Source organism: Massilia sp. DJPM01, assembly GCF_030348125.1.
GTDB lineage: Bacteria > Pseudomonadota > Gammaproteobacteria > Burkholderiales > Burkholderiaceae_D > Telluria_A > Telluria_A frigida.
Genome location: NZ_JAQOZV010000080.1, coordinates 1 through 26,014, shown reverse-complemented (window position 1 = coordinate 26,014; position 26,014 = coordinate 1). Strand labels below are relative to the sequence as shown.

Genomic DNA, 26,014 nt, shown 5'->3' with positions numbered 1-26,014 from the left:
CGGACTGCTTGTACTTCGTCATGATTGCACTGGCGATTCTGATCCTAAGCCTGTAACGTCAGCTGGCCTTACTTGGCTTCCGCCCACGCTTGGCCCGTTCTGCCCATGTAGGCAATCCGCCATTGAGCGCTTCAACAGCGCGGCGGTAGGCGCTACGGGTAGCCTTGAAGCCCTTGATACCCGATTGCTCGAAGTATGCCTTCTCGGCCTGATTGTGTTCTAAGGGATGATGTTCCATGTTGTAGTCCTCGCTGGTGGATAGGATGGTCTTATCAATAGTCCTGGCACTGTTGGCAGTCCTCCGCTTCGCTTCGTGACTGCATAGTTCCTAGAATGGTTCTATCGGTCTGACAGAGGGAGAGAATCGGTTTAATGTATCTGCATCCCCGTGCCTGAACAGATACATGAAAGTACCTGCTGGCACGAGGATGCTCAATCATTGAATGCCTGGACGTCGGTCGAGAATTCGGATGAATTGTAGAGCTGCCTGTCACACGCCGCTTGCGCGACGCCCGTGTAGTGACATACCTATTTAATGTGCGGCCAGAACCCGCGAGATTCCTCGCTCCCTGTTGATTGACTTGCCCGGTTCGGCAAGGACACGTGTGTGTCTCCTTAACCGACCATAATTGATGTCACCTTTTGCTCGACCTCGCGTCGCCCGCATCAACGCTTTGAGAAGGCCGCCTCCCCGAACATCTCTAAGTCAGCAACCATTGCATCGTAGGCGTCACTGTCGATGTACTGATCCACGTTATCGCGGAAAGCCTTATCTACTTTTGCGTGCTGCGTGTCGGACATACTGCGGAGTGCTTCCGCCATCTTGTCCGCCTTCTCGTTCAGATAATGGGCCAGCATGCCGGGAACCGTGTACTTTCGTGGTTCGATGAACCCAGCAGTCGCGTGGACTTTTGTTCCCTTCCAGCGGTCCATCTTCGGTTCATGGACAAAGCCGAGAATAATGAACCTGCCTAGCTTGGCGAACGTGAAGATCGTATCACCGGCAACGCATAGGTCCATCTGCACCGCACGCATGAGGTAACGATTGATGTTCGGCACGAGGCCCACTCCGGTAGTGCTTTCGATCTGATCCAAGGGCAGCATGTGCTGCTGTTGAAGCCCAGCATGCGGGCGCTTCCCAAGTAGCACTTCACGCCATGCTGCGTCGGCGACGTGAATACGGGCCACTGCTTCGGCAGGCCACGCCGCAAACTCGTTTCGCTCAAGGGCAGCACGTAGCACTCGCCACGACACCGAGGTGCAAAAGTGCATCAGCCATGTCGAATAACTGACACGCGCCGCAGTATTGTTTGCGTAGGGCAAGAACAGTCTGTTGGCGAAATGGCCTTCGGAAACGCTTAGCACTCCCTCGCAGGTAGAGCATAGCCAATGATGCTTTAATCCGTCCTGTACTCGCCGATTCGGTGCGTCACTTGCCCGTAAGTGTCCGCCGCCCCCGGACTCCCGCAACCACCTAAACACGAAGGCGGGCAAGACATGGCTTAACTGAAGCTCCGAGACTTCTTGGCAAAGGCGGCATTGTCCTGTCGGCATAGTCACGTCCCAGTAATTGCGAGAATCACATCATAGATCACTGGGCATGACCGCGCTAATTATTTACCCGTTATGCTGCCTGCGCTGCCTTCAAGATCGTTGGATGGGATACACCGTAGTCCTTCGCCAGTCCGCGTGCTGTGGCCCCGTTAGACAGTTTCTGGCGTATCTCCTCGCGCAGCTCCGTCAGTGCCACGCCCCGCTTCTCCGCCAGTACGGCCAGCGCATCCTTGCGGCCAAGCGCCTTGCCCTCTGCTTTAGCCCGTGCCAGTCCGGCGTGCGTCCGCTCCACCAACTGATCCCGCTCGAACTGAGCGAAGGCGGCGAACATGCGGCGCACCAGATCACCGGCAGCGCTGGTAACTTCCATCACCGGCAGGTCCAGCACAACGACCCGGATACCGGCTGTGCGTAACTGCTCCACGGTCCTGTCTATGTCGCTGGCATTGCGGCCCAGTCGGTCCAGCTTGGCGACTACCAGCACGTCCCCGGATTCCAGCTTGGAGACGACCTTGGCGAATACGGGCCGCTCCATGGCCGGTATGGTGCCGCTGATGGTCTCGGAATGAACACGGTGTGGCTCCACCGTGTAGCCCGCCTTTGCGGCCTGTAGGACTTGGTTGTCTGTGGTCTGCTCTGCGGTGGATACGCGGGCGTAAAGGAAGGTGCGGGACATGATGCTCCATTGGTAATCAAACGTGGAAATCATTGTAATCGGTAATCAATGCGTTTACAAGGACTTCTTTACCACTCTCCAGCTACCGGCCAGCGTGGTAAACATACGGTCGATTGATTTCCACTCGGGTGGTGCTATGTTCCGAGCGCACACTGCTAAAATGGGACGACCTCAATAACGCCAGCTTAATCATGCCTACTGACCACCACGCACAGCCCATAGAGGCGCATGACATCGCCGCCGTAGAAGCATTTCAATGGACGGACTCGGTAAACAAGTTCCTTGCCGCTGGCTGGATTATTACTGCTATTGCGAAGAACCAATCCGGGCCGGAGAGCGTCGCTGTTGTTTACCACATGGCTTGGCCTCGCCAGCTAGGAGAACCGAAATACCCTGACGTATTCGAGATACGTATTCGGGGCGGGGCGTCATCTTCATCGGATGCAGATGTTCCGTTTTGATCGCCAGAGTCCGGGCGAATTAGGTGCCCCCGCGTATGGGGGACGCTGACCGGCGCAGGGGCTGCGGTAGTCCCCGCGCAAAATTGTTTCAGTTTCAGGTAGGCCTGTGTTTGATAGCTCACGGTCTGCCTGAACTCCACGGATGATTGACCATGATCGACATTAACAAACGAATTACTGTCATTGAATCGCTGCTGGCAGAGGGTTCCATTCAGAGCCTGACATACGCCGCGTTGGAGTGCCGATTGACAATTGAGACTATCTGCTATGAGCGCCTAATGATCGCGCATAAGTACATTGCCGCTTCTGACCTAAGAAAGTGGAAGCCTGCTGCCGTAGTAAAGCAGGTGTCAGAGGAAGCCAACGAATTGATCGACAAGAGTTTTGAATTGTTCGTGTCCACAACTCCTAGCCTAGAGGGGGCGGAGCCTAAGACTCAAGAGGAATACGAGGCACTGGAGTATGTAAAGCTCGGCCAACAAGTGGGATTCAAGTTTTCCCGCATGGATACCTTATGGAATGGTGTGGCCAGCACAGCCCTCCATGTTAGTGTACCGAAAGGCGAGGGACAGCTTTCGCAGTACGGTGACGCCGAGGCGATTCGGAAGAAGGTTCTTGAGGTGCTTGATGAACTTAAGAAGTTCCAGCCAAACTCCCTTATCAGTAGTGGCCTTGGTATGGAATACAGCTTCCCGTGCGAAAGATGTTCAACCTTGATCCGGCGCAAAGTTAAACTCTTGCAAGACAATCAAGTAGTAGGTTGTTTCAATCCGAACTGTTACGAAAGCTATACGATCCATGTGGAAGGCGCGGAGATTACGTATTCCGCTAGAGAAAGCACCGTAAAGTGTAAGACATGCAGTACAGAAGTGCCGATTCCGACCCGCCGGGCGGAGAAGTTACGCTTCGGTGAAACCCTTACGGTGCCTTGCCCATCCTGCAAAGACACTACCAATGTGTCATTGAAGATCATGCAGGAGGTGCGCGTAACCCCGCCGCCTGTGGAGCCGGGTGCATAGCTCCTTAGTAAAGATCCTGCGATTGCTCGGCTAATTGAGCAATGGCTACGCTGCGTGACTTGCTAAAGTGCTACTATCAACGTTTCACTTGTGGAGGGTCTTATGGCCGCTGACAAAGAGTACGAGGCTGGCGTGTACTACCACGCGCTGGCTGCGGTGCTGTACGCCGCTCAACGCAAAGGCGTGTCGCTGGGTGCGCTGCTGCGATCAGTGCAGGATAACATCATAGGCCAAGACGGTATCCGCCCGAATCCGATGATGCAAGGGGATGTGTTGGCTGCGCTGGAGCGGACGATTAAGGACGTTGACCCGAAGCGCGCCTAGGCACGTTGCGGCGGGGGTGGGAGGCGGCCCATTGTTGTCCGGCTCAGGGATTCCAACCGCCGATTAGAAGTTGCGGATACGCCGGGTGAACTGCTACACTAAAGCATTACAAATGTACCACCTCAATGTAGCTAACTCATTGATTTATAAGGGTGAGGTGATTCTCGAATCCTCTCACCCCGACCAACTCCCCACGCACGCACAACAACCCGAACCCATTTGCCCGCCACACTGCGGGCCATTGCCGGCTGTATTTCATACTGTATTAACTGCCCCTTCGGCGGGCGCCGTCGACATTAGCCGCTACCAGGAGATGAGTGGCCGCTCGCCCCGCCCGGAAAACCTGAACGTTGATCCGCGCCATGCCAGCGCACCCCGTGCATGAAGGTGTCGCGCTCTTCGGGCGTTGTCAGGGGGAATGTGGCGTAATGCGTATGCGCGATCATGTGCAATTCCCGCTGCCATGCCAGTTTGATCTCATCCGATTCTATATTGCTGCCGTTTAACACCTCGGGCGCGAACAAGTCGCGCAATTCAATGGGACAGCAATCGGCCGTCCGCAAGCGCGACTTATGCTTCGCGCTGCAGATTTCGACGATCAGCCCGGTCATGTCCTTCTTCAGCAAGCGATCCAGGATTTGGAGCTTCCTTCGTCCGCTAAAGTCATTCTGTTTGATCTGCATGTTGAAAAACGGCTGAAAGTGCCGGATCAAGGCGGCCTCCGCCAGTGCTACCTCTTCATGCCTTGTCAGCGACACCGTGCGCATTCGGTTCAGGTGGGCGCGCTCCTCTTTTTCGGTCGCCAGCGGGTCGGCAGTCAAGTCGCCACCGGTGCTGATAAGGGTTTTCCGATGTTCAAAACGGTACAGCAGCAGGAGAATTTCCGAATGCGGATGAAAGGTGCTCATTTCCGCCAGGATGCGCTGCAAGGTGGTGTGACCGAGGAGCAGGCGATCAAGTGCACTGCGTTTGTGGAACCGTCCGATTCCCTGCCCCACATACAGTACCTCAAGATCGGTATCGACATGATTCAGGGCCGACCGGGCATTGGCGACAATAAAATGCACCAGCATCTGTAATTGCATCTGCCCCAGTACGAGATCGATATGGGTCCCGTGAGGAGCAAGCTCCACACTGTCGGCAGCGAGCGCTCCCCACTCGGGAAGTATGGCCATTTCGAAGGGGACATTAACGATTCCCGAACTGCGGCGGACGATAAAGTCGCCGCACAAGGTGCTACTGGTTACCGACACGGAGCCTGGACGAATCAAAAATGCGGGGCCGGCTTGTAATGATATACACATTGCAATTCTTGACCAGCTCACGAAGCGTTGGATCTTCCTTCACTTTGTACAGGTCGGCCGGCGTCAGCATGAAAGGCTCGCTCGAATACAGATGAACGCTTCCCTCTGCACAGTAGAGCGTCTTGGTCGCGCGTTGAGCACCATTTTCCAAAGTCAGTTCTTTCTGAATGATGTTCATCACGGGTGAGCATGCCGTTGTCAAGACCACACAAGACATCGCAATCCACCTCCCGCACCAGACACGATCCATAGCGGAGCGCCAATCGTTCCTCCTAGCATGACTTGGCCGGTGGTTTGGCCGCCGCCACTGCTCGGCCATTCGCGCGTCTGCACTGCCTTCAGGCTACTTTCCGGATCGAACAAACCGTATCGAACCATGCCTGCATCCCGACCAAAGGCTGCGGATTGATCGGCAAAATCGCATTGATATTCACCCCGTTCCCGCGCCCGCCGTGTTTCTCGTCCCACCATAAGCCGAACTCCAGGTCGTCGACCGCCGGCGCCGGCCCGAACGCTTGGGCTGCATCCGGTGCCAGACCTTTCGCCGCCACTTCAACGCGCCGCCCGCGCTCACCCTCGCAAGAGCGCCCACCCGTAATCCAGCCCAGCGAGTTGGACACCGCCACCACCCGCGGGTGAATGCCCTTGGTCACGAACGCTTTCACCGTCGCCGAGCCCAATACCTCGCCCGTGCCCCGGTACGCCTTGTCCCCCACCGCGCCGCTGAGCGGCCGATACGTGGTCAGCTCCACCGTGTCACCGGTCTTGATCCCCAGCTTTTTCGCGGTCGCCGCATGGATCCACATCGGATTGTCATGCACGATCTCGGCCAGGTACTTCTGCGAGGCGGTCCTGCCCTGGGTGTGCACATTCCATTTGAACGTGGTCAGGATCAAGCGATCGGCCGCCAGGCCCACGTGCGACGGGACCTGATGAAAAGTCGGCAGCCCGTCGTCACGCAAGCCAATCTCGCTTGCCACCTTCGCCACTTCGGGCGCATAGATTTCGAACTTGCGCGACGGCGTCGTAAAGCCGCGCACGGGCAGCTCGCCCACCATCAGCCCGATCGCCTTTTCCTTGCCCTTGCCGTCGGCCTTGTAGATCACGCGGGTTTTCTCGTCCACCCGGCTGCCTTGCACCAGCGCCGCGGCGAGCGGTTTGCGGTACACCTCGTACGGCTTGGGCGCCGCGCTGTCGACATACACGCCATAGTGCTTCATATAGTCGAAGCCATCCTTGAATACCTTCCCGTCCGCGCCCTTGGTCGGCAGCAGCGAGCACTGATGCCGCACGAAGTCTTCGTGCTTGCCGAACTTGAAGTACCTGGCCTGCTCGGGACCGAGCCGTTTGCCGATTTCAAACAGCACATCGGCAAAGCTGGTGGCGGCGCCGGGCGGGTTCACCATCGGCTGGCGCAAGGTCACGAAATGCTGCAGCTCCATGTTGTTGCGGATGTCCAGACCCCAGCGTTCGAGGTAGGTCGCATCGGGCAAAATCATGTCGGCGTAGTGCGCCATCTCGGAATACACCACGTCCGAACAGGCGTGGAAGGGAATCAGCTTTTCATCCTTGAGCACCTCGACGGTCGTGCTGCGCCCTTCCGGCCAGGTCATCGGCGCGGCGATGGTATAACTGAGATAGACGTCCAGCTTGGCGCGCCCCTGGCGCAGAAAATCGAATACGACCTGGCCGACCTTCATCTTTTGCCAGCGGTTGGCCAGCGGCCACTCCGGCGGGTCTTCCAGGTCGGTCCGGATGGTCGGCTTGGGCGGCCTTGGCTCCGGCGCCGGGTAGCGTGCCGGCGACAGCTTTTCATCGAGGCCATAGCAATAGCCGCCCTCCTTCGCAACCGACCCTACCAAGGCATTGAGCATGACCACCGCGCGCTCGGCGTTAAACCCGTTGTAGTGCGCGCCGGTGCCACGGTTGGTGAACGCGGCCACCGCCGGCCGCTTGCGCGCGAATTCCAGCGCCAGCCGGGTAATGTCGGCCGCCGCCACGCCCGACAGCTTTTCCGCCCACGTCGGCGTACACGGCGCCAGCCAGGCGCGGATGGTGCCCAGCCCCGGCTGCACGAATTTGTCCAGAAAATCATGATCGACTTCGTTATCGCGCACGATCACGTGCGCCATCGCCAGCGCAATGGCACCTTCCGTGCCGGGGAACGGCTGGTGCCATTCGTCGCTGCGCCCGGCGGTGTTGGACAGCCTCACATCGAAGGTGACCAGTTTGGCCCCGTGGTCGTAGCGTGCCTTGACCACGCGCGAGACCAAATGCAGCCCGCCCTGATGCGCTTCATAAAAATTGGCGCCGAAGTTCAGGAAGTATGTGCAGCGTTCGGCATCGATCGATTCCCAGTCCGTCTCGCCGAGCGATACGTAATTGGCCGCGCGCTTGTTCGACGAGCAGATCGCGCGGTGATTGAGCAATACCGGGGTGCCGATGGCGTCGAGGAAGCGGCCGATCTCCGCCTCGATGCGCGAGCGGCCCTGGTGGATGCACACGCGTTCCGGGTGGCCGGCATCGACACTGGCGCGAATGCGGCGGGCAATCTCTTCGTACGCTTCTTCCCAGGTGATGCGCTTCCACAGGCCCGAACCACGCTCGCCGGCGCGCTTGAGGGGGTACAGCAAGCGCTCCGGATAATCGTTGACGTTGGGGCCGGACTGGCCCTTGGCGCACGTCATGTGGCTGCCCATATTCGGGTCGAGCGGATTGCCACGGATCTTGATCACCTTGTTATCTTGCACAAAGCCTTCAATGCCGCACACCGTGGAACAATTGAGGCAGACGCTGGTGACGCGCGTGGCCGTCCTGTAGTTGTTCTTGATCTTGCGCTGCTTGCCGTCCGCCACCGGCCGGTATGCCATGGCCTGCGCGGGCGACGGATTAAGGAGAATAAGCTCGCCCACGCCGAGCGTGGCCATCGATCCGATGCCGTTCCTGATGAATGATCTGCGGTCCATGTGTTCAGCCTTTCTTCACAGGGGCACGGGCAAAGGTCGATTGCAACTGGCTCCAGGTGTCGACTTCGTACGAGAACGGATCGTGATTGTGGCCCTTGGGAATTTTCTTTTCCATCGCGCGCGGGGCGACCGTGCCGATGCCGCGGTATTTGACGGCGGGCCTGGTCTTCTCTTCGGGCTTGAGCACCGACAGTTCCTTGCCGTGGCGCTGGTTGAACGCGTTGATGCGGCTGGCCGGATCGTTCAGGTCGCCGAAGGCGAATACATCGGCCGGACACACTTCAACGCAGGCGGGCAGCAGGTCCGCTTCCAGCCGGTGCAAGCAGAAGTCGCATTTGTCGGCCAGTTTGGTCACCGGATCCTGGTGGATCGCGCCGTAAGGGCAGGCTTTGATGCAGGAGCGATCGCCGTCGCACTTGTCGTCGTTGATGCGCACAATGCCATCAAGGTCGCGCGTGATCGCGTCCTGCTCGCAGGCGGCGAGGCAGGGCGCATCCTCGCACTGCATGCACAAGGTCGGCAAAAAAGCCCGCTTCATTGTTTCCTTCTTGTTGAAGGGATTGATGGCAGTGAAGTCGTAGTAATACACCTTGGTGCGAAAATTTCCGAGTGGAACTGAATTTTCGACTTTGCAAGCGACGGAGCAGGCGTGGCATCCGATGCAGCGTTCCAGGTCAAGCGCCATGCCCCATTTGGAAGCGGTTGCGGTATGTGCGGTCATCTTCATTCCAATCGGGTAAGTGCCTCATTTAACCACAACAGCCTACGCCCAGCCATGAGCATGCGCTGCTGTCTGATGTCAGCCGCAGGTCGGCAACCGGCCAGATAAAAGACGACCAGGCACGATGATTCATTGGTATGTAAAAACTCGTCATCGTATGTATGTCAATGGACAGCCACTTTACCGTTCCCAAGCAGAATCCCCCAAATCGGCGAGAGCACCACGGCGCCGGCGAACATGGCCGTCGTCAGCGCCACGCCACGCCAGCACGCGAATTTACCGGCAAGAGCGCAATCGCAATCAAGTAAAATCCGTGCTGATATGTTGCATCAAAGAGCGCCGATATCCATGTGCACGCCTTGGCCAACCGATTTGAAGGAAATACCAGCATGACCGAACATCCGATTGACTTCACTGCGGTGCGCGCCGAGCTGCGCGCCCTCGACCGCGGCAGTCTCTTGATTATTGCCGAACGCGCCGTCGAACTGGTGCCGGCGGCGCAACTGAGTACCTTACTGAACGATGTTGTGCGGCTCACGGCACGCTCCTCCGAATCGGGCAATGCACCGGTATCGCTGCCACAGGACGTGCGGGCATTTTACGATGCCGCCATGGCTGGGAATTACTACGAAACCGTCGAGATCAACAACCGCGGCAGGCAGGAACAGTCCGCAGGCACGGATGCTTTCATCGCCGAATGCCACCGACTGCTGCATCAGTGCATCCGCGCTGCCGACCGGGAAGCGCCTTCGGAAGCAGGCGCCAGCTTCGAACTCCTCTTTGGGCTGCTCAGCCACATCGACAAAGGCAACGATGACGTACTGTTCTTTGCCAACGATGGCAGCTCGTTGGACGTCGGGGTCGATTGGCGTGCCGCGCTACCAGCGTATTTCAGGTGCTTGGCCAAGGCCTCGTCGCCAGAGGAATTCGCGCCGACAGTGGAACGAGCGATTGCGGATTTTGTGATCTGCGACCGCTCATGGTATGTCGAAGTCGCGCGCAACGTCGCCAACGATGCGCAAGGTATTGCGCTGGACATGCTCGTGACCTGACGTTCTCCTACCCCGTCCAACTCTTCACAACAGCCCCTCCGAAAATCCCATGGCCGCAATGAATTTTTTGTTTCGAAAGCCCCGTTTCCCCATCGTCATCGACACCGGCAGCGGACTGATTGGCGCCAAGTCGTGGGCAGCGTGCGAAAAGCAGCTGGCAACCATCACTTTCGCAGACATGGCGCCACGCGACGTCATCGACGCGAGCGTCGAAGCGTTCTCCCTGTTTCCGGAGCATATGGTCTTCTCGCCCCTCACATTCAAGAAGCGCTGGACCAAGGCGGCGATCATTACGCTCTACAACAGCCAGAAAGGACCCGGCCGCCCAGCGTATCCGACCAACTCACTCGGGAACAAGAGCCTGGAGAAGGTGTTCAGGGACATCGTGGAGCTGCTCACCGCTCCAAGGAAAGTCGATGGCATCGTCGGGCATAAAATAAAGTAAATCGTTTATATTCTATTCTCGCAAGACGAATATACAAGACAACTTCACAGGCAAGTTTCGACCAATGGCTACAGCATACAAATTTCAGTTCTCCTCACGTTTCCGCCGCAACGCGTTCGGATAGAAATCAGACACCCCGATCCAACGCATCAAGGAAGCGCTCGCCGAAATCAAGGCGCTGGCCAGGAAGGAGCCTCTGCTGGCGGCCGAAGGCGCCGTGCTGTTCCTGGAGAAGCTGGCGCCGGCCATCGAACAGGTTGACAGCAGCTCAGGCCGCATCGGCTCGGCCGTCAATCGCGCCATCGAGACCCTGGTACCGATCATCGCCAAGGCGGACGTCAGCCGTGCGGCGCGCGGGAAATGGCTCGACCGGCTCTGGGAGGCGGTCCAGGAAGACGACATGCCCTACCTTGAATACCTCGTGGAGTTCTGGGGCGAGCTGTGCGCGTCGCCGGAAATTGCATCCAGCTGGGCTGACCATCTGTCGCCGACGTTGACGGCACTGTGGGACCACTCTGCGCGCACGGGCGAGTTTGGCTACTTCAAGGGCACGCCGGCGTGCCTGGGCGCGCTGTTCGCGGCAGGCCGCCACGATGAACTGCTCGCCTTGATCGAGAAGTCCGAGTACCAGTACAAGTCGTGGCACAACAGAGTGTGGGGCGCCAAGGCCCTGGCTGCAGCTGGCAAGGGCGTGGAGGCCATCCGCTATGCCGAAGACGCGAAGGGACTGAACGCGCCGCTGACGGCCGTTGCCGCGTTCTGCGAGGGTGTGTTGCTGGAGTCCGGGTTGGCGGATGAGGCATATGCGCGCTACGCGATCGACGCGACGTACGCAACAACCAATCTGGCCACCTTCAAGGCGATCGTCAAGAAATACCCGGGCAAGCCAAAGGAGACCGTCTTGCGTGACCTGGTTGCGAGCCAGCCGGGCCAGGAGGGCAAATGGTTTGCCGCAGCCAAGGATACCGGCTTCTTCGAGCTGGCCATTGAACTGGCCAACCGCAGCCCGTCAGACCCGCGCACGCTCACACGCGCCGCCAGGGACTTCGCGGCCGAGCGGCCGGCGTTTGCGATGGCGGCAGGCATGACCGCGCTGCGCGGCATCGCCAATGGATGGGGCTATGACATCACGGGTATCGACGTCCTGGACGCGTACGCGGCCATGATGGCGGCGGCCGGCGCTGCGGGCGTCGATGAGAGCGTGGTCAAGGCGGATGTGCAGGCCTTGATTGCGGCAAGCCGGGGCGGTGAGTTCGTCGGGCAGGTGCTGAAACGCCAGTTAGCCTGAAAAACGCACGGGTGCGCCATCAGCGCCATGCGACGACGGCGTTCGAGCGTTCAGGGGTCCCGGCTGACGACATTACCAAGATTGCGCCAGCATGCAGGCACGTGGACGGCATCAGCACGGCGGGCACGCGCAAACTGTTGCCCTGACGAGAGGGCGGCGCGCCTGACACGCCGTTCCAGGCCCCCGGGCGTTGGCAATCCGTTGTTATCGCACCAGTGGCGCTCGCCACACTTGGCCGCGCACGCGCCGGCATGGCACACTCATTGTTTCGCCAGACCAACCCAACCCATGATGCGCACGATCACCAATCGCTTGCCGGGCGTTTGCCGCATGCTGGTGGCATCGCTGGCGCTCGCCTGCCCTGCCCGGGCCGCCACCGAGCTGACCTATCCGCTCTCCAGCGATGGCATCGACAGCCGCTACGACTACGACTGGGCGGTGCTGCGCGCGGCGATGGAAAAGACCGCGCCCGGCTTCGGCGCATTCGGGCAGCGCCAGTCGCCGGTGGCGATGTCGCCGTCCCGCATCGTCCAGGAAATGTCGATGGCATCCGGCCGCATCAATGTGTTCGTGCGCGCCAGCTCGCCTGAACTGGAAAAACAATTCCTGCCGGTCCGGCTGCCGGTCGACCGCGGCCTGCTCGGCTACCGCCTGCTGCTGATCCGCCAGGCCGAGCGCTCCCGTTTTGCGCAAGTGAAAACGGTGGCCGACCTGCGCCCGCTGCGCGCCGGCCTGGGCCAGGGCTGGGCCGACATCGCGGTCTTGCAAAGCGCGGGCATCAGCGTGGTCGAGGGCAGCAACTACGCTGGCCTGTTCGCCATGCTGGAGGCGGGACGCTTCGATTTTTTCTCGCGCTCCGCCGACGAAGCCCTGCGCGAATTCGATGAACGCCGCGATCAATACCGCCAGATCGCGATCGAACCGACACTGCTGCTGCATTATCCGCTGCCCCGCTATTTCTTTCTGCGGCGCGACGCGCAAGGCATGCTGCTGGCGCAGCGCATCGAGGCGGGCATGGAAATGATGATCCGCGACGGCACGCTCAACGCCCTGTTCCAGCAATACAAAGGCGACATCATCGCCCGCGCGGCGATGAAGCAGCGGCGCGTCATCCGGCTGCCCAATCCGCGCCTGACGCCGGAAACGCCGCTGTCGCGCACCGAACTCTGGTTCAATCCCCTGGCCGGAAAAAAAGCGCAGCGCCGGCAAGCGGGCCTCCCGGTCGAACCCGATGTCGATCACCATCCCGCCGCGATCATCCCTTGGCCCGCCACGGACCGGCATCCTTCAGGCCAGCGCGGAGATCAGTGCGAGGCCGGGCGGCGCAAGCGCGGCGCGACGGTGCCGGTTTGCGAGGCGCCGAACAGGGCGACCCGGGCCGCCTCGTAGCGTTCGATCAAATCCGCTTCCGCCACCGACGGCATGGTCAGGCGCTCGCCCTGGTCGAGCGCGAACAGGGCGGCGTCGACCATGGCATCGGCCTGCATGACGGTCTCCGGCGCCAGCGCCGACAAGGGAACGCCGGACGGGTCCCACAGCTCGGTGGCGGTGGCCGCCGGCAGCACTGCCTGGACCTTGATGCCGGTGCCGGCCAGCTCTTGCTCCAGGCCGCGAGTGAATGCCACCACGAATGCCTTGGTCCCGCTGTAGACCGAACTGATGGCCAGCGAGTGCAGCCCCAGCACGGACGCGATGTTGATGATCGTTCCCTCATTGCGCAGCTTGAAACCGGGCAGGGCCGCGTGCGTCAGCCGGGCCAGCGCCGTGATGTTCAGCGCGACCTGGGAGGACAGATCGGCAACGCTGCTGCCTTCAATCGGCGTCAAGCGCGCAACGCCGGCGTTATTGACCAGCACGCTGATCGCCGGGTTGGTGGCGAGCAAGTGGGCAACGCTCTCCTGCCCCGCTTCGGTGCCCAGGTCGGCGCTCAGCGGCTCGACCTGCACGCCATGCGCGGCCGCAATCGTGGCCGCCAGCGCACGCAGGCGATCCGCGCGGCGGGCCACCAGGACCAGGTCATAGCCGCGTTGTGCCAGGCGGTCGGCGTAGATGGCGCCGATGCCCGACGAAGCGCCGGTCACCACTGCGATTTTTCGGGAAGTGCTTGACATGGTATTTCCTTTTTGTTGAGCGGCGCGGGATGCGACGCCAGGGCACACAATATGACGATCATCATATTAACATTCAAAAAAACTGCCGAACAAACTCATCGGCAATCGACGAAAACTGCTTTAGCGTGGCGAAGCAGAAGGCGAAGTGGCTAGGGGCCGTGACTTTGTGCGATTTCGCCTGCATGATCATCATCATATATCGTTTTCATTTCCGGCGCACGCCAACACCGGAAATGCGCGGCGCCGGGTGCCCACGCTGTGCCAATTGCCGCCCTCATGCGGTCCGGGCATCGATGCCTGGCGGCTGCCGCTGGCGGATTTCATAACGCGCAAACGCAGTTTTCACGATTGCGGCGCCAGCGCCCCTCTTCCAGAATGCAGGACACCTTGATCCTTGCTTGCGCGGAGAGCGACACATGAGTCCAAAGAAGACCGGCATTGCCCTGCTCAGTGCCATGCTGGCCTTGCCGCTGGCAAGCCAGGCACAAACGCGCGTGATCGACATCGATACCAAGGCCATCGCAGGCCGTTTCGACCCGGCTTTCAATTTTTCCATCGGCGCCGGCCGCGCCAACGAAGGATTGCGCGCCGACTGGCAGCAGCAGCTGGCCCACGTCAAGCGCGATGCGGGTTTCAAATATATCCGCATGCACGGCCTGCTCTCCGACGACATGGCCGTGTACCGGGTCGACGCGCAAGGCAAGGAACAATACAACTTCCAGTACGTCGACGCGCTCTACGATTACCTGCTGGGCATCGGCGTCAAACCCTTCGTCGAACTGGGCTTCATGCCGTCGCAGATGGCCAGCGGCGACAAAACCGTTTTCTGATGGCGCGGCAACGTGACACCGCCTAAAGACTATGCCGCCTGGGAACGCCTGATCAGCGCTCTGACCGAACATTTCACCGAGCGCTACGGCGCGCGCGAAGTGGCCAGCTGGTACTTTGAAGTGTGGAACGAACCGAACCTGGACGGCTTCTGGGCCGGGTCGCAGGACGACTACTTCAAGCTCTACAGCCATGCCGCGCGCGCGATCAGCGTGTGGGCGCCAATTACAAGGTGGGCGGCCCCGCCACCGCCGGCGCCGCATGGATACCGGAAATGATGGCTTACTGCGCCAGCAATGCGGTTCCGCTCGATTTCGTCAGCACCCACACTTACGGTGTCAATCAAGGCTTCCTGGACGAATACGGCACCACCGGCACGGTGCTCAGCAAGGATGGCGATGCGGTCAGCGCCGACGTGCTCAGGAATCGCCAGCAAATCGCGGCATCGGCCATGCCGGGACTGGAACTGCATTACACCGAATGGAGTTCGTCGTACACGCCGGCCGACCCCACGCACGACAGCTACCACCAGGCTGCGTACATCCGGCAAAAGCTCAAGCAGGTCGGCGGCGCGGCGCAATCGATGTCGTACTGGGTGTTCACCGATATTTTTGAAGAAGCCGGGCCGCGCATGGAAGCCTTTCACGGCGGCTTTGGCCTGATGAATACCCAGGGAATCAAGAAGCCCGCCTATTTTGCCTACCAGTTCCTCAACCGGCTGGCCCCGGCCGCGCTGAAAAACAGCGACAGCCAATCGTTCGCCACCACCGGCAAACAGGGCAAGGTCCAGCTGCTGCTGTGGGATTACACACACACGCTTCCGGAAGGCGTCAATAACCAGCAGTATTTCATCAAGGACCTGCCACCCAGGGACAAAGGCCAGGTCGCCGTCACCATGCGCGGACTGAAAGCCGGCAACTACCAGGTGACGCTCTCCACGGTCGGCTACAAGCGCAACGATGCGTTTACCGCCTACATCGGCATGGGCTCGCCGAAACAGCTGGGCAAAAGCCAGGTCGCTGCCCTGGCATCGCTCGCCAGCGGCAAGCCGGACGAGCAAAGAACGGTGCGCGTGGGTGCCGATGGCCGCTTCAGCATGCAACTGCCTCTGCGCGAAAACGATGTGGTCCTGCTGGAGCTCAGTGCCGACAAAGCGCCCGCACGCCGCACTTTGCACTGAAACCCTGCCCATCCCACACGCTTCGCACTAAAACGCTTGCCAGGCCTTCAGAGTTTTTCTATATTGCAAAGGTTGCTGCGCCGCAGAACACGGGTGCCCTTAGCATCCGCAGTCCACGCAGCGCTTCGAGCGCGTACGCTATTCCCCGCCGCGAACCTATCCGCCATGCATGTCGGCGCCAGCGTGGCGTCACCAAAGGACTCCCCATGAATTTTCCCCGTTTACCCGCGCTGATGCTGGCCCTGTCGGCTGCTTTTGGCGTCCAGCTGCACGCCGCTGCGCAGTCCCAGCCCGTCCGTCCGGCCAAAGCCGCCGAGAGCGGCGACCTTGCCGACGCGCGCAAGGGATTCCGGACCACGCTGGTGCGCAAAATGCCCGCGCAGCCGCCCATCCCGGCGCCGCCGGCCGAGGTCTTCAAGCTGGTGAGCTACGATGCCGCTCCCGGCCAACTCGGCGCGTATCTGACGCCCGACCCGCGCGACGGCAAACAGCATCCGGCCATCATCTGGATCACCGGCGGCGACTCCAACAGCATCGACGCGCTGTGGCAACCAGGGCCGGACAGCAACGACCAGACCGCGAGCGCCTATCGCAAGGCGGGCATCGTCATGATGTTCCCGTCTCTGCGCGGCGGCAACGACAATCCCGGCGTGCGCGAAGGCTTCCTCGGCGAAGTCGACGATGTGCTGGCCGCCGCAAGCTACCTGGCCAGGCAAGCGTACGTCGATCCCGACCGGATTTACCTCGGCGGGCACAGTACCGGCGGCACCCTGGCGCTGCTCACGGCCGAGATCTCGACGCGCTTTCGCGCAGTCTTTGCCTTTGGCCCGGTTGAAGACATCGATGGCTATGGCGGACGCTTCACCGGCTTCAATCCGGCCAATCCGCGCGAAGCGGCGCTGCGTTCGCCCGGACGCTGGCTCGAATCGGTGCGCTCGCCGGTATTCGTGATCGAAGGCGCCGGAGGCAATATCGACTCGCTGCTGGCCATGCGCAGCGCCACGCGCAACCAGCATATCCGCTTCATTCCGGTACACGGCGCCGATCACTTCAACGTGCTGGCTCCGGCCAACAGGCAGATCGCGCAGAAAATTCTCCTCGACTCCGGGCCGGCCACCAATATCACGCTATCCCCTGCGCAAATGGCGCCGCGCTAGGCAGCGCCACGCGGGCAACGCGGCCCTCGTGACCAGGCGCCAGATCTGCTCATGGCAGGCCAGCGCATCGGCCATGCCACCAATCAATTCAATGGCCACTGGGGGTGTTGAGCACGGAACTGGTCAACCTGCTGCAAGGGCGATCCTGCCGTCAAACTGAGACCGGAAGCGCGCCCTGCCTGACGATGTGCTCACGCGTGTGCTTGAGGGCAGCAAGCATGCTGATGAGCCGGAAAGTACGGTATGAATTGTCTGCGACGACATGATTTGCTAGAATCATCTTGTTTTTTTTATATTTAACATATATCGAGCAAGATCAAATCGCTTGCCGACCTGGAAAACGCCATCGCCATGCATGCCAAAAAAACCCTGTTCGTTGCCCGGAAATGAATAAAGCTCTCCGTGCCGCCGTGCTGGCTGCCTGCGTGCCGGGTTTGCCACTGGCCTGGGCAGCGCCGTTGCCCAACCAGCCATCGGCGCTCCAGCGCTGTCCCGCCAGCGACGACAGCGCCGACAAACGCCAGGCCGCCGACCGGCCGCCGGCCCGCGCGCCACGCATCTTTGGCGCCCTCGGCAAGGAGCGCCACGCGGCGCTGAAAAAAATCCTGGATGCCGGTGACAATCCGAATTCCTGCCATGCCGGCATCACGCCGCTGATCGCGGCGGCGGCCAGCGGCGATGTGGATGCCCTCCACATGCTGCACCAGGCCGGCGCGGTGCTCGATGCGCCGCGTGGCGCCCAAGGTGGCAGCGCCCTGCACGCGGCGCTGGCCAGCAGCCGCTGGCCGGCCGCGAGCGCCCTGCTCGAACGCGGCGCCGATGCGCGCCAGCGCGACGACCATGGCAATAGCGGCCTGCACCTGCTGGCCAACAGCGTCCACACGGCGGACGCGCGCGCGCAAACCGCGCTGGCCGACATGATGCTCAAGGGAGGCGCCGCGATCGACCTGGCCGGGCCGCAAGCGAACACCCCGCTGATGCTGGCCATCGAAGCCGGCAACCATGACCTGACCGCGTTCCTGGTCGACCAGGGCGCCGACCCGGCCCTGCGCAATGCGCGCGGCGAGAACGCGCTGGCCATCGCGCGCCGGCGCGCCCTGCCCGCCATTGTCGCCATGCTGGAGCGCTGCATCGGCCAGCGTCCGCCGCACTGCGCCGATAACGCCGCGCCGCCGCGCTACTCGACCAAGTAGGGCCAGTCCCTGCCGACGCCCCCATTGCCAATCACTTTTTTCTCAGAAAACGGAACCAGCACATGAGCGACAATACCGCAGCAAACAGCACGGACCCGGCACCCCGGGTCGGCATCCACGAAGGCAGCATCGGCCTACCCCCAGGCTACCAGGACAACAGCACCAATATCTTCGTACCGGCCGACCTGCAAAACCAGCCCAACCTGAGCATCGCGCGCGACTGGCTGGCCGAAGGCGAAACCCTCGCCACCTATGTCGACCGCCAGCTTGGCCTGCTCAAGGCGCGCCTGGCCGGCCACAAGCTGCTGGAGCGCACGCAAGAGCGCCTTGGCGCGCACCAGCCGGACCTGCTGGGCGAACGGATCGACGCGCAGTACAAGAACGGGCCCCAGACGATACGCCAGCGCCAGGCCGCTTTTTTGATCGGACCGAAACGCGCGCTGATCCTCACCGCCGCCACCGCGCGCCCGTTCGACGAGCGTTTTGACACCCTGTGGCGCAATTGGCTCGACAGTTTTGCACCGCCCGCCAGCACCGGCGGGGACCTTAGCTCAACCGACGCGTAAAAACCCAACGGGACGCCGCCATGTTCGAAGCCGCCCGCATTACCGACCCCATTTCCCACACCAGCGCACTGGCCGGTTTTCTGGTCGGCGCGATCATCGGCATCGCGCTCATCGCCGCGGTCGCCTTTGCCACCTTCACCTGCGGCTTCGGCGTGGCCCTGCTGGCGGGCCTGGCGGCCGGCGTGGGGGCGAGCGCCATCCTTTCGCTCAGCGAGAGCATCGGCAAGATGTTCTCGTCGCCCGCCGGGGTCATCGCCACCGGCTCGATGAACGTGTTCGCCAACAGCCTGGCATCGGCCTACGCCACCGTCAGCACCGTCGCCTGCAGCATGCACCCGCCGGCGCCGGTGGTGGCCGACGGCTCCGGCAACGTCTTCATCAACAGCCTGCCGGCGGCGCGCAAGAGCGACGCCATCGTCTGCGGCGCCAAGATCGACGGCGGCTCGGACAATGTGTTCATCGGCGGCGGCACCGTGCGTTACAAGGAAGTGGCCGACGAAGTCCCGGCCTGGCTGCGCACCACGGTCGACTGGGCCTTCGCGCTGGCCGGCCTGGTGGGCGGCCTGGCGGGGCTGGTCAAGGCGGCCGGCGGGCTGTCGAAGGCGCTGCTGCCGTGCGCGGCCAAGTTCATTGGCGGCTTCATCATCGGCGAAGCGGTGGGACGCTATGTCATCTCGCCGGTCGTCAGCCGCGTCATGGGCGGCTTGTTCGGCAAACCGGTGGAGGTGGCCACCGGCCGCAAGATCCTGCTGGCGCAGGATGAAATCGACTTTGTCGTGCAAAGCCCCCTGCCCCTGGCCGGCGCGCGCTTTTACGCCAGCAACCTGACCTGGGAAGGCAGCTTGGGCCGGGGCTGGGTACTGCCCTGGGACCTGCGCCTGCAGCAGCGCGACGGCAAGATCTGGTACAGCGACGGCCAGGGCCGTGAAACCGGCTTCCCGCTGGTGCAGCCCGGGCACACGGCCTTCAGCGAATCCGAACAATGCTACCTGGCGTGCAGCGCCGACGGCCAGTACATCCTGTACACCCTCAACGAAACCTACTTCGACTTCGGCCACCTCGACCTGGCCAGCGACAACATCGCCTGGCTGCGCCGGGTCGAGGACCGCAGCGCCCAGTGGATCAGCTACCAGCGCGACGACGCCGGCCGGGTCGAAACGATCCGCTCCAGCGGCGGCCAGCAACTGCGCCTGCACTACAGCGCCCTGCCGGCGCGCCTGACGATGGTCGAATGCACCGAGGGCGGCACGCTTGGCGCGCTGGTGCGCTACGGCTACGACGGTGCCGGCCAGCTGCTCTCGGTCACCGATGCCAATGGCGACCTGTCGCGCCAGTTCACCTGGGCCGACGGCCTGATGACCAGCCACACCACGGCGCTCGGCCTGGTATCGAGCTACACCTGGGCCGAGGTCGAAGGCCAGCCGCGGGTGGTGGCCTGCCGCTCCAGCGAAGGCGAACACACCGAATTTCGCTACGACGTGGCGGGACGCCAGAGCTGGGCCACCGACGAACTGGGACGCAGCGCGCACTGGGTCTACGACGAGAACTTCCAGATCGTCGCCTGCACCGATCTCGATGGCGGCAGCTACCGCATGCACTACAACGCGGCCGGCCAGCCGCTCCTGATCGAGCTGCCGGGCGAGCGCACCATCGCCTTCGAATACGACCAGAGCGGCCGCATCGTCGCCGAGACCGACCCGCTCGGGCGCGTGACGCACACCGCCTACGACGGCAACAGCCTGCGCGTGAGCCAGCTGACCACGGCCGATGGCAAGCGCTGGAGCGCGCATTACGATTACCTGGGCCGCCTGCTGTCGAGCACCGACCCGCTGGGCCGCGAAGCGCGCCAGGAATACCCGCCCGGCCTGAGCCCCTACCCGGTGCTGCGCATCGATGCGCGCGGCGGGCGCAAGTTCCTGGCCTGGAACCGGCGCGGCCTGCTCACCTCCTACACCGACTGTTCCGGCAAGACCACGCAGTACGCGTACGATGCCGACGGCCTGCTGGCCGAAGCGATCGATCCGATGGGCCAGCGCACCCGCATCGAGCGCATGCGCAGCGGCGAACCGGTGCGGGTCACCCTGCCCGACGGCAGCGTCGAAGCGTTCGAGTACAACGCGGCCGGCCACCTGGTCGAGCGCCGCCATGGCGCCGAGCGCGTCAACCAATGGGTGCGCAATGCGCGCGGCCAGGTGCTGGAGGCGATCGACCCGGCGCAGCGCCGCCTGCGCTATCGCTACGATGTGAAGGGCCGCGTGGTGGCGATGGAAGCCGGCAGCGACGCCCATTACCGCTTCGAATACGACAGCGCCGACCGCCTCGCGCGCGAAATCCGGCCCGACGGCATGGAGCGCCTGCTGCGCTACGACGCGGCGGGCAGCCTGGTGGAGATCGAAAAGATCGGTGCACCGCTGCCGGCGCAAGCCGAACGGCCGCGCCGCAGCACCCGCTTCGAGCGCGACAAGATGGGACGCCTGCTGGCGCGCCTGACCGACAGCGCCACCACCCGCTATGCCTGGGACCAGCAAGACCGCCTGCTGGGCGGCGCGCGCGTGCCGACCGATGCCGGCGCCGCGCTGGGCGTGCTGGCCAGCACGGTCAACTTCGACTATGACGACGCCGGCCGCCTGGTGGCCGAACACGGCGCCGAGGGCGCGGTCGGCTACGCATTCGACGAACTCGATAACCTGACCACGCTGAACCTGCCGCACGGGCAGCGCATCGACACGCTCACCTACGGCGCCGGCCATGTGCACCAGATCCGCAGCGAGCAGCACGTCATCAGCGACTTCGAGCGCGACGACCTGCACCGCGAAGTGCAGCGCACCCAGGGCCGCCTGACCCAGCGCATGGGCTACGACGCGCTCGGACGGCGCGCCTGGCAGGCGAGCGGCCTGCATGCCGACAGCGTGGGCCAGGAACAGGGCCGCCTGTGGCGCAATTACCGCTACACCCCGGCCGGCGAACTGGCCGAACAGCGCGACAATCTGCGCGGCAGCATCGACTTCCAGTACGATCCGGCCGGCCAGCTGCAACGCGAAACGCGCAGCGCCGAGCAGCGCCAGGAACAATTCGCGTGGGACGCGGCCGGCAATCTGCTGGACGACATCGGCGCCAGGAGCCGCGGCCAGGTGGAAGGAAACCGCCTGCGCATGTGGCAGGATATCCGCTTCGACTACGATGCCTGGGGCAATGTGGCGACCAAGCGCAAGGGCGCGCACCAGGTGCAGCGGTTCACCTTCGACGCCGAGGACCGCCTGATCAAGGTCAGCACCGAATCCTTGCGCGGGCTGGTGGAAATGCGCTTCGACTACGACCCGCTGGGCCGGCGCATCGCCAGCACCGAGACCCGCACCGACACGCGCGGCATCACGCAAGCGGAGCGCAAGCGCTTCGTCTGGCAAGGCTTGCGCATGGCGCAGGAAGTGCGCGAGCGTGGCGTGAGCAGCTATGTGTACAGCCCGGACGCGGCCTACACGCCGCTGGCGCGCATCGATGCGGTGATCGGCGGGGCGATGGCGGCGGCGGCGATCGACAATGCCCGGCAGGGCACGCGCGTGTTCCACTTCCATACCGACCTGGTGGGCGCGCCGCTCGAAGTGACCGACGACGCCGGCGAGATTGCCTGGGCCGGCAAGTACAAGGCCTGGGGCAAGGTCGATGAAGGCGAGGACGCGGCCCTGGTGGCGCGCATCGACCAGCCGCTGCGCTTTCCGGGTCAGTACGAAGACCACGGAACAGGGCTGCACTACAACACGTTCCGGTATTATGATCCGGATGTGGGACGCTACATCAGCCAGGACCCGATCGGGCTCGATGGCGGCGCGAACTTGTATGCCTACGCGCCCAATCCGAGCGGGTGGATGGATCCGCTGGGGTGGATTCATGAGACTGCTCCGGGATACCACGTCTATGAACTATGGGCTCCCGGCGCGACTAAACCCTACTATGTTGGGATAACTGACGACCTCAAGCGGCGTGCTGGCGAGCATCGCGAGTCGGGGCGGATGACGGACACGGCAACGATGAAACCGATCGTTGAAGATGTTACTTATGGTAAGGCACGCGGTATTGAGCAGGCGAACATCGAGGTCAAGGGAACTAAAACCGGAACAGTCGGGTTTGAGCTGAAAGACGCGGTCAACTATGACCAGCGCGGGAACAAAATTGCCTCGTTCGATCACGACAATTTAACCCGGGATCGGACTCGGCAAGCGTATTTTGAAGCCGAATATAAAGCCGAGAAAGCACGACTTGGCAGCACTGACAGTGGTGGCGGCAGCAAGGGGAGCGGCGGCTGCTAAACAGCTAGCGATGTAGCAACATTTACCGAAAAGGAGTGCGTGAAATGGGATGGTGGAGTGCACCGGACAATCCGGAAGTAACCGTAGGCGATGCCGTGCTGGACTCGGTACGACATTTTCTGCGTGATTTCAGCCGCGAGTACCAGGAAGACTTGTCGCGCAAACCGACGCTACAGGAACTTGAATATGCGCTGAATCTGGCGTTTAGGGTCAACGTCGACAGCGATATTCTGGACGGTTTCGATGAACTGGAAATCAAGCAAGTAGTGCTCAAGACAGCTAAACGGCCAAAAAAACAAAAAGTCACGCCCGGCGATATCTTCGCCTACAAATTGGAGGATGGCCGTTTTGGATTCGGTCGCATCATCAGCGATGCGTCGCTAGGCGCCTTCGCCGAAATTTTCGATTACTTTGCCGATCAGCCCGTCTTTGATTATTCAAAGCTGGATAAGTGGCTGGTCCCACCTGTACCAATCGAAAGTTATTCCCTGCTTGAAGTTCGCTCAATGGGCGATTGGCGCATCATTGGACATACGCCTGGTTTTGCGCCAGGTTCGCAGTTCAATTCGCTGCGCTACGTATATGGTTCCTCGCCCAACACGCTTGTGGCTACCGATGTATTTGGCAAAAAAGAACCGATCAGCGCCGCTGATGCAAAAGGATTACCGGAGTACTGCGCATACGATGATTTAAGATTCCGCAAATTGGTTGCACCTCATGTTCCTCCTTTGAAAAACACCAAGTAAGCGCCCGCACTCAACTATCAGGCCAACGCGCGCTCGCGGGATGAGCTCGCGCATAAGGGAGTCATGGGCGGTAGCGCGTGCTGGAGACTATGCACGTAACCGCAGGCGAAAAACGAGTCTGAAGATGTGACTTGTGTCGCCTTTGCATAGAAAGAAATCGATGGGATGGTGGAGTGCACCGGACAACCCGGAAGTAACCGTTGGCGATGCCGTACTGGACTCGGTCCGGCATTTCCTGCGCGATTTCAGCCGCGAATACCAGGAAAATTTGTCGCGAAAACCGACCCTTCAGGAACTTGAATACGCCCTGAATCTGGCGTTCAAAGTCAACGTCGACAGTGACATCCTCGACGGCTTTGACGAACTGGAGATCAAACAGGTCGTGCTGAAAACCGCCAAACGACCGAAAAAACATAAAGTGACGCCAGGCGATATTTTTGCATACCGGCTGGAGGACGGTCGTTTCGGGTTTGGCCGCGTCGTCAGCCTTGCATCAGTCGGCGCATTTGCTGAAATCTTTGACTATTTCTCCGATCAACCAATATTTGACTACAGCAAGCTCGATAAATGGCTTGTACCGCCGGTACCGATTGAAAGCTATGCGCTGCTGGAGACGCGCTCGATTGGCGATTGGCGCACTATTGGCCACACGCCAGATTTCGTGCCCGGGCCGAAGTTCAACTCGCTGCGTTATCGGTACGGTTCCACCCCGAACACGCTAATGGCGATCGATATTTATGGAAAAAAGGCGCCAATCAGCGCTGCTGAAGCCGAAGGCTTGCAGGAATACTCTTCCTATGACGATTTCACCTTTAACGAATTCATCGTCAGTCATGTCCCGCCACGCGCGAAGGACAAATGAGTCCATACGCCAAACGCGCAGCTTCTGAATAGGAAGAGATTGATGGGATGGTGGAGTGCACCGGACAACCCGGAAGTAACCGTTGGCGATGCCGTACTGGACTCGGTCCGGCATTTCCTGCGCGATTTCAGCCGCGAATACCAGGAAGATTTGTCGCGCAAGCCGACCCTTCAGGAACTTGAATACGCCCTGAATCTGGCGTTCAAAGTCAACGTCGACAGTGCCATCCTCGACGGCGTCGACGAACTGGAAGTCAAGCAGGTTGCCCTGAAAACCGCCAAGCGGCCAACGAAGCACAAGGTGACGCCAGGCGATATTTTTGCATACCGGCTGGAAGACGGCCGCTTCGGATTTGGCCGCGTGGTCGCCGCCGCCTCGGTCGGTGCGTTTGCCGAAATCTTCGATTATTTCGCCGAACAGCCGGTCTTCGATTACACCAAGATCGATACCTGGCTGGTGCCGCCGGTGCCCATCGAAAGCTACTCCCTGCTCGAAATGCGTTCGATTGGCGACTGGCGACTGGCGCATTATCGGCCACACGCCGGACTTTGTGCTGGGTCCGAAATACAAGGCCTTGCGTTATGTCTATGGTTCCAACCCGAACACGCTGATGTGGAAGAATATGGAAGGCAAGTCGGCACCAATCACCCCGGCCGAGGCGGAAGGACTGCCGCGCTACGTCGGCCTGGACGATTATCTGTTCGAGCAGCACCTCGCCAGCCACGTTCCACCGCGCAAACCAGCTAAATAGCGTGCACATGTTCCGTCGCCTGCGGCGGAACAGATCAACGGAGGGCGGGTGGCAGCCACTATCCCGCTCGACCGCAGAACATGCCCCACCGGTTGCGCAGGCAGTGCCCGAACGCCTTCGCCACCGCCAACTTGCCCTGCACCGTTCTCAAGGTAACCGTGCAAACGAAAGGGTCGCCCCCGCATTGCACGGGGAGCGCAGCGACGGGTAGGTCGGCATTGAACTGGATGTACACGCTCGCTTGCGCAAGCTCCGCCAACGCGATGCCCTTGTTGACCAGCGCGCGCTGCAAAAACGCCGCGTCATTTTTAGCGACCTGGGAGGCGCCGCGAGTAGACGGTATGGCAACACCGTCGAGCAATTGCAACAGAAAGGCGTAGTCAGGCGCGCTCGCCTCCTTGTACAGCTCGCCGAGCGCCCAGTAGCCGCCCACATCGTTATTGCGGCCGACGAAAGACTGCGACACGCCCGCCGCCACATGCTTCAAGGTTCCAAGCTTCATCATG

Annotated in this window: 23 protein-coding genes and 1 pseudogene; 14 read left to right on the top strand and 10 right to left on the bottom strand. The window is 61.4% G+C overall.

The window, feature by feature from the left end; genetic code table 11:
- Nucleotides 1–58: 58 nt before the first annotated feature.
- The 3 genes from PO883_RS31375 to PO883_RS31365 form a co-directional block, all read right to left on the bottom strand.
- The gene (locus PO883_RS31375) at nucleotides 59–238 is read right to left on the bottom strand and encodes a hypothetical protein (RefSeq protein WP_289313260.1); all 180 of its coding nucleotides are present in this window, start codon (nucleotides 236–238) and stop codon (nucleotides 59–61) included.
- Nucleotides 239–666: 428 nt separating this feature from the next.
- Entirely contained in the window at nucleotides 667–1,323 is a 657-nt protein-coding gene (locus PO883_RS31370; protein WP_289313259.1) for a hypothetical protein, read from the bottom strand.
- Nucleotides 1,324–1,624: 301 nt separating this feature from the next.
- A complete protein-coding gene (locus PO883_RS31365; RefSeq protein ID WP_289313258.1) occupies nucleotides 1,625–2,230 on the bottom strand; it encodes a recombinase family protein in 606 nt (201 codons plus the stop codon).
- A gap of 613 nt (nucleotides 2,231–2,843) precedes the next feature.
- Between PO883_RS31365 and PO883_RS31360 the strand changes: the two genes are divergently transcribed.
- Together PO883_RS31360 and PO883_RS31355 are read left to right on the top strand one after the other, a co-directional pair.
- On the top strand, nucleotides 2,844–3,710 hold the full coding sequence (locus PO883_RS31360) for a hypothetical protein (RefSeq protein WP_289313257.1): 867 nt from the start codon (nucleotides 2,844–2,846) through the stop codon (nucleotides 3,708–3,710).
- Nucleotides 3,711–3,812: 102 nt separating this feature from the next.
- On the top strand, nucleotides 3,813–4,034 hold the full coding sequence (locus tag PO883_RS31355) for a hypothetical protein (protein WP_289313256.1): 222 nt from the start codon (nucleotides 3,813–3,815) through the stop codon (nucleotides 4,032–4,034).
- A gap of 296 nt (nucleotides 4,035–4,330) precedes the next feature.
- On the opposite strand, the gene PO883_RS31350 is transcribed toward PO883_RS31355, so the two are convergent.
- From PO883_RS31350 to PO883_RS31335, 4 genes are all read right to left on the bottom strand, one after another.
- Nucleotides 4,331–5,266, bottom strand: a complete 936-nt coding sequence (locus tag PO883_RS31350) for a hypothetical protein (protein WP_289313255.1) — start codon at nucleotides 5,264–5,266, stop codon at nucleotides 4,331–4,333.
- A 4-nt stretch (nucleotides 5,267–5,270) separates the two neighbouring features.
- Entirely contained in the window at nucleotides 5,271–5,516 is a 246-nt protein-coding gene (locus PO883_RS31345; protein WP_289313254.1) for a hypothetical protein, read from the bottom strand.
- A 160-nt stretch (nucleotides 5,517–5,676) separates the two neighbouring features.
- Nucleotides 5,677–8,304 carry a molybdopterin-dependent oxidoreductase gene (locus PO883_RS31340; RefSeq protein ID WP_289313253.1) on the bottom strand — a complete coding sequence of 876 codons (2,628 nt, stop codon included), beginning with the start codon at nucleotides 8,302–8,304 and terminating at the stop codon, nucleotides 5,677–5,679.
- A 4-nt stretch (nucleotides 8,305–8,308) separates the two neighbouring features.
- Nucleotides 8,309–9,025, bottom strand: coding sequence for a 4Fe-4S dicluster domain-containing protein (locus tag PO883_RS31335; protein WP_289313252.1), 717 nt, complete (start codon nucleotides 9,023–9,025; stop codon nucleotides 8,309–8,311).
- A 389-nt stretch (nucleotides 9,026–9,414) separates the two neighbouring features.
- Between PO883_RS31335 and PO883_RS31330 the strand changes: the two genes are divergently transcribed.
- The 4 genes from PO883_RS31330 (at nucleotide 9,415) to PO883_RS31315 (ending at nucleotide 13,199) form a co-directional block, all read left to right on the top strand.
- On the top strand, nucleotides 9,415–10,077 hold the full coding sequence (locus PO883_RS31330) for a hypothetical protein (RefSeq protein ID WP_289313251.1): 663 nt from the start codon (nucleotides 9,415–9,417) through the stop codon (nucleotides 10,075–10,077).
- Between the two features lie 49 nt (nucleotides 10,078–10,126).
- Nucleotides 10,127–10,522 carry a hypothetical protein gene (locus PO883_RS31325; RefSeq protein ID WP_289313250.1) on the top strand — a complete coding sequence of 132 codons (396 nt, stop codon included), beginning with the start codon at nucleotides 10,127–10,129 and terminating at the stop codon, nucleotides 10,520–10,522.
- A gap of 217 nt (nucleotides 10,523–10,739) precedes the next feature.
- Complete coding sequence (locus tag PO883_RS31320; RefSeq protein WP_308606667.1) at nucleotides 10,740–11,810, top strand: hypothetical protein; 1,071 nt, start codon at nucleotides 10,740–10,742, stop codon at nucleotides 11,808–11,810.
- Nucleotides 11,811–12,098: 288 nt separating this feature from the next.
- Nucleotides 12,099–13,199 carry an ABC transporter substrate-binding protein gene (locus PO883_RS31315; RefSeq protein ID WP_289313249.1) on the top strand — a complete coding sequence of 367 codons (1,101 nt, stop codon included), beginning with the start codon at nucleotides 12,099–12,101 and terminating at the stop codon, nucleotides 13,197–13,199.
- On the opposite strand, the gene PO883_RS31310 is transcribed toward PO883_RS31315, so the two are convergent.
- Nucleotides 13,115–13,921: an SDR family oxidoreductase gene (locus PO883_RS31310; protein ID WP_289313248.1), complete on the bottom strand. Its 807-nt coding sequence runs from the start codon at nucleotides 13,919–13,921 to the stop codon at nucleotides 13,115–13,117. The two genes, PO883_RS31315 and PO883_RS31310, sit on opposite strands and share 85 nt — an antisense overlap.
- Nucleotides 13,922–13,994: 73 nt before the next feature.
- A complete protein-coding gene (locus PO883_RS31305) occupies nucleotides 13,995–14,117 on the bottom strand; it encodes a hypothetical protein (RefSeq protein ID WP_289313247.1) in 123 nt (40 codons plus the stop codon).
- A gap of 220 nt (nucleotides 14,118–14,337) precedes the next feature.
- Between PO883_RS31305 and PO883_RS35280 the strand changes: the two are divergent.
- From PO883_RS35280 to PO883_RS31255, 8 genes and pseudogenes are all read left to right on the top strand, one after another.
- Nucleotides 14,338–15,929: pseudogene (locus tag PO883_RS35280) on the top strand (glycoside hydrolase).
- Nucleotides 15,930–16,135: 206 nt separating this feature from the next.
- On the top strand, nucleotides 16,136–17,086 hold the full coding sequence (locus PO883_RS31285) for a S9 family peptidase (RefSeq protein ID WP_289313244.1): 951 nt from the start codon (nucleotides 16,136–16,138) through the stop codon (nucleotides 17,084–17,086).
- 386 nt (nucleotides 17,087–17,472) lie between these two features.
- Complete coding sequence (locus tag PO883_RS31280; protein WP_289313243.1) at nucleotides 17,473–18,279, top strand: ankyrin repeat domain-containing protein; 807 nt, start codon at nucleotides 17,473–17,475, stop codon at nucleotides 18,277–18,279.
- Between the two features lie 62 nt (nucleotides 18,280–18,341).
- Complete coding sequence (locus tag PO883_RS31275) at nucleotides 18,342–18,845, top strand: DUF1795 domain-containing protein (RefSeq protein WP_289313242.1); 504 nt, start codon at nucleotides 18,342–18,344, stop codon at nucleotides 18,843–18,845.
- A gap of 20 nt (nucleotides 18,846–18,865) precedes the next feature.
- Complete coding sequence (locus tag PO883_RS31270; RefSeq protein ID WP_289313241.1) at nucleotides 18,866–23,149, top strand: RHS repeat-associated core domain-containing protein; 4,284 nt, start codon at nucleotides 18,866–18,868, stop codon at nucleotides 23,147–23,149.
- A gap of 44 nt (nucleotides 23,150–23,193) precedes the next feature.
- Entirely contained in the window at nucleotides 23,194–23,895 is a 702-nt protein-coding gene (locus PO883_RS31265; RefSeq protein ID WP_289313240.1) for an Imm26 family immunity protein, read from the top strand.
- Nucleotides 23,896–24,055: 160 nt separating this feature from the next.
- Nucleotides 24,056–24,757 (top strand): Imm26 family immunity protein, encoded by a 702-nt coding sequence (locus tag PO883_RS31260; protein WP_289313239.1) that lies wholly within the window; start codon nucleotides 24,056–24,058, stop codon nucleotides 24,755–24,757.
- Nucleotides 24,758–24,799: 42 nt separating this feature from the next.
- Nucleotides 24,800–25,504, top strand: coding sequence for an Imm26 family immunity protein (locus PO883_RS31255; protein ID WP_289313238.1), 705 nt, complete (start codon nucleotides 24,800–24,802; stop codon nucleotides 25,502–25,504).
- 62 nt (nucleotides 25,505–25,566) lie between these two features.
- Here PO883_RS31255 and PO883_RS31250 read toward each other — a convergent pair.
- The coding region (locus PO883_RS31250; RefSeq protein ID WP_289313237.1) for a hypothetical protein at nucleotides 25,567–26,014 on the bottom strand (448 nt) is incomplete at its 5' end.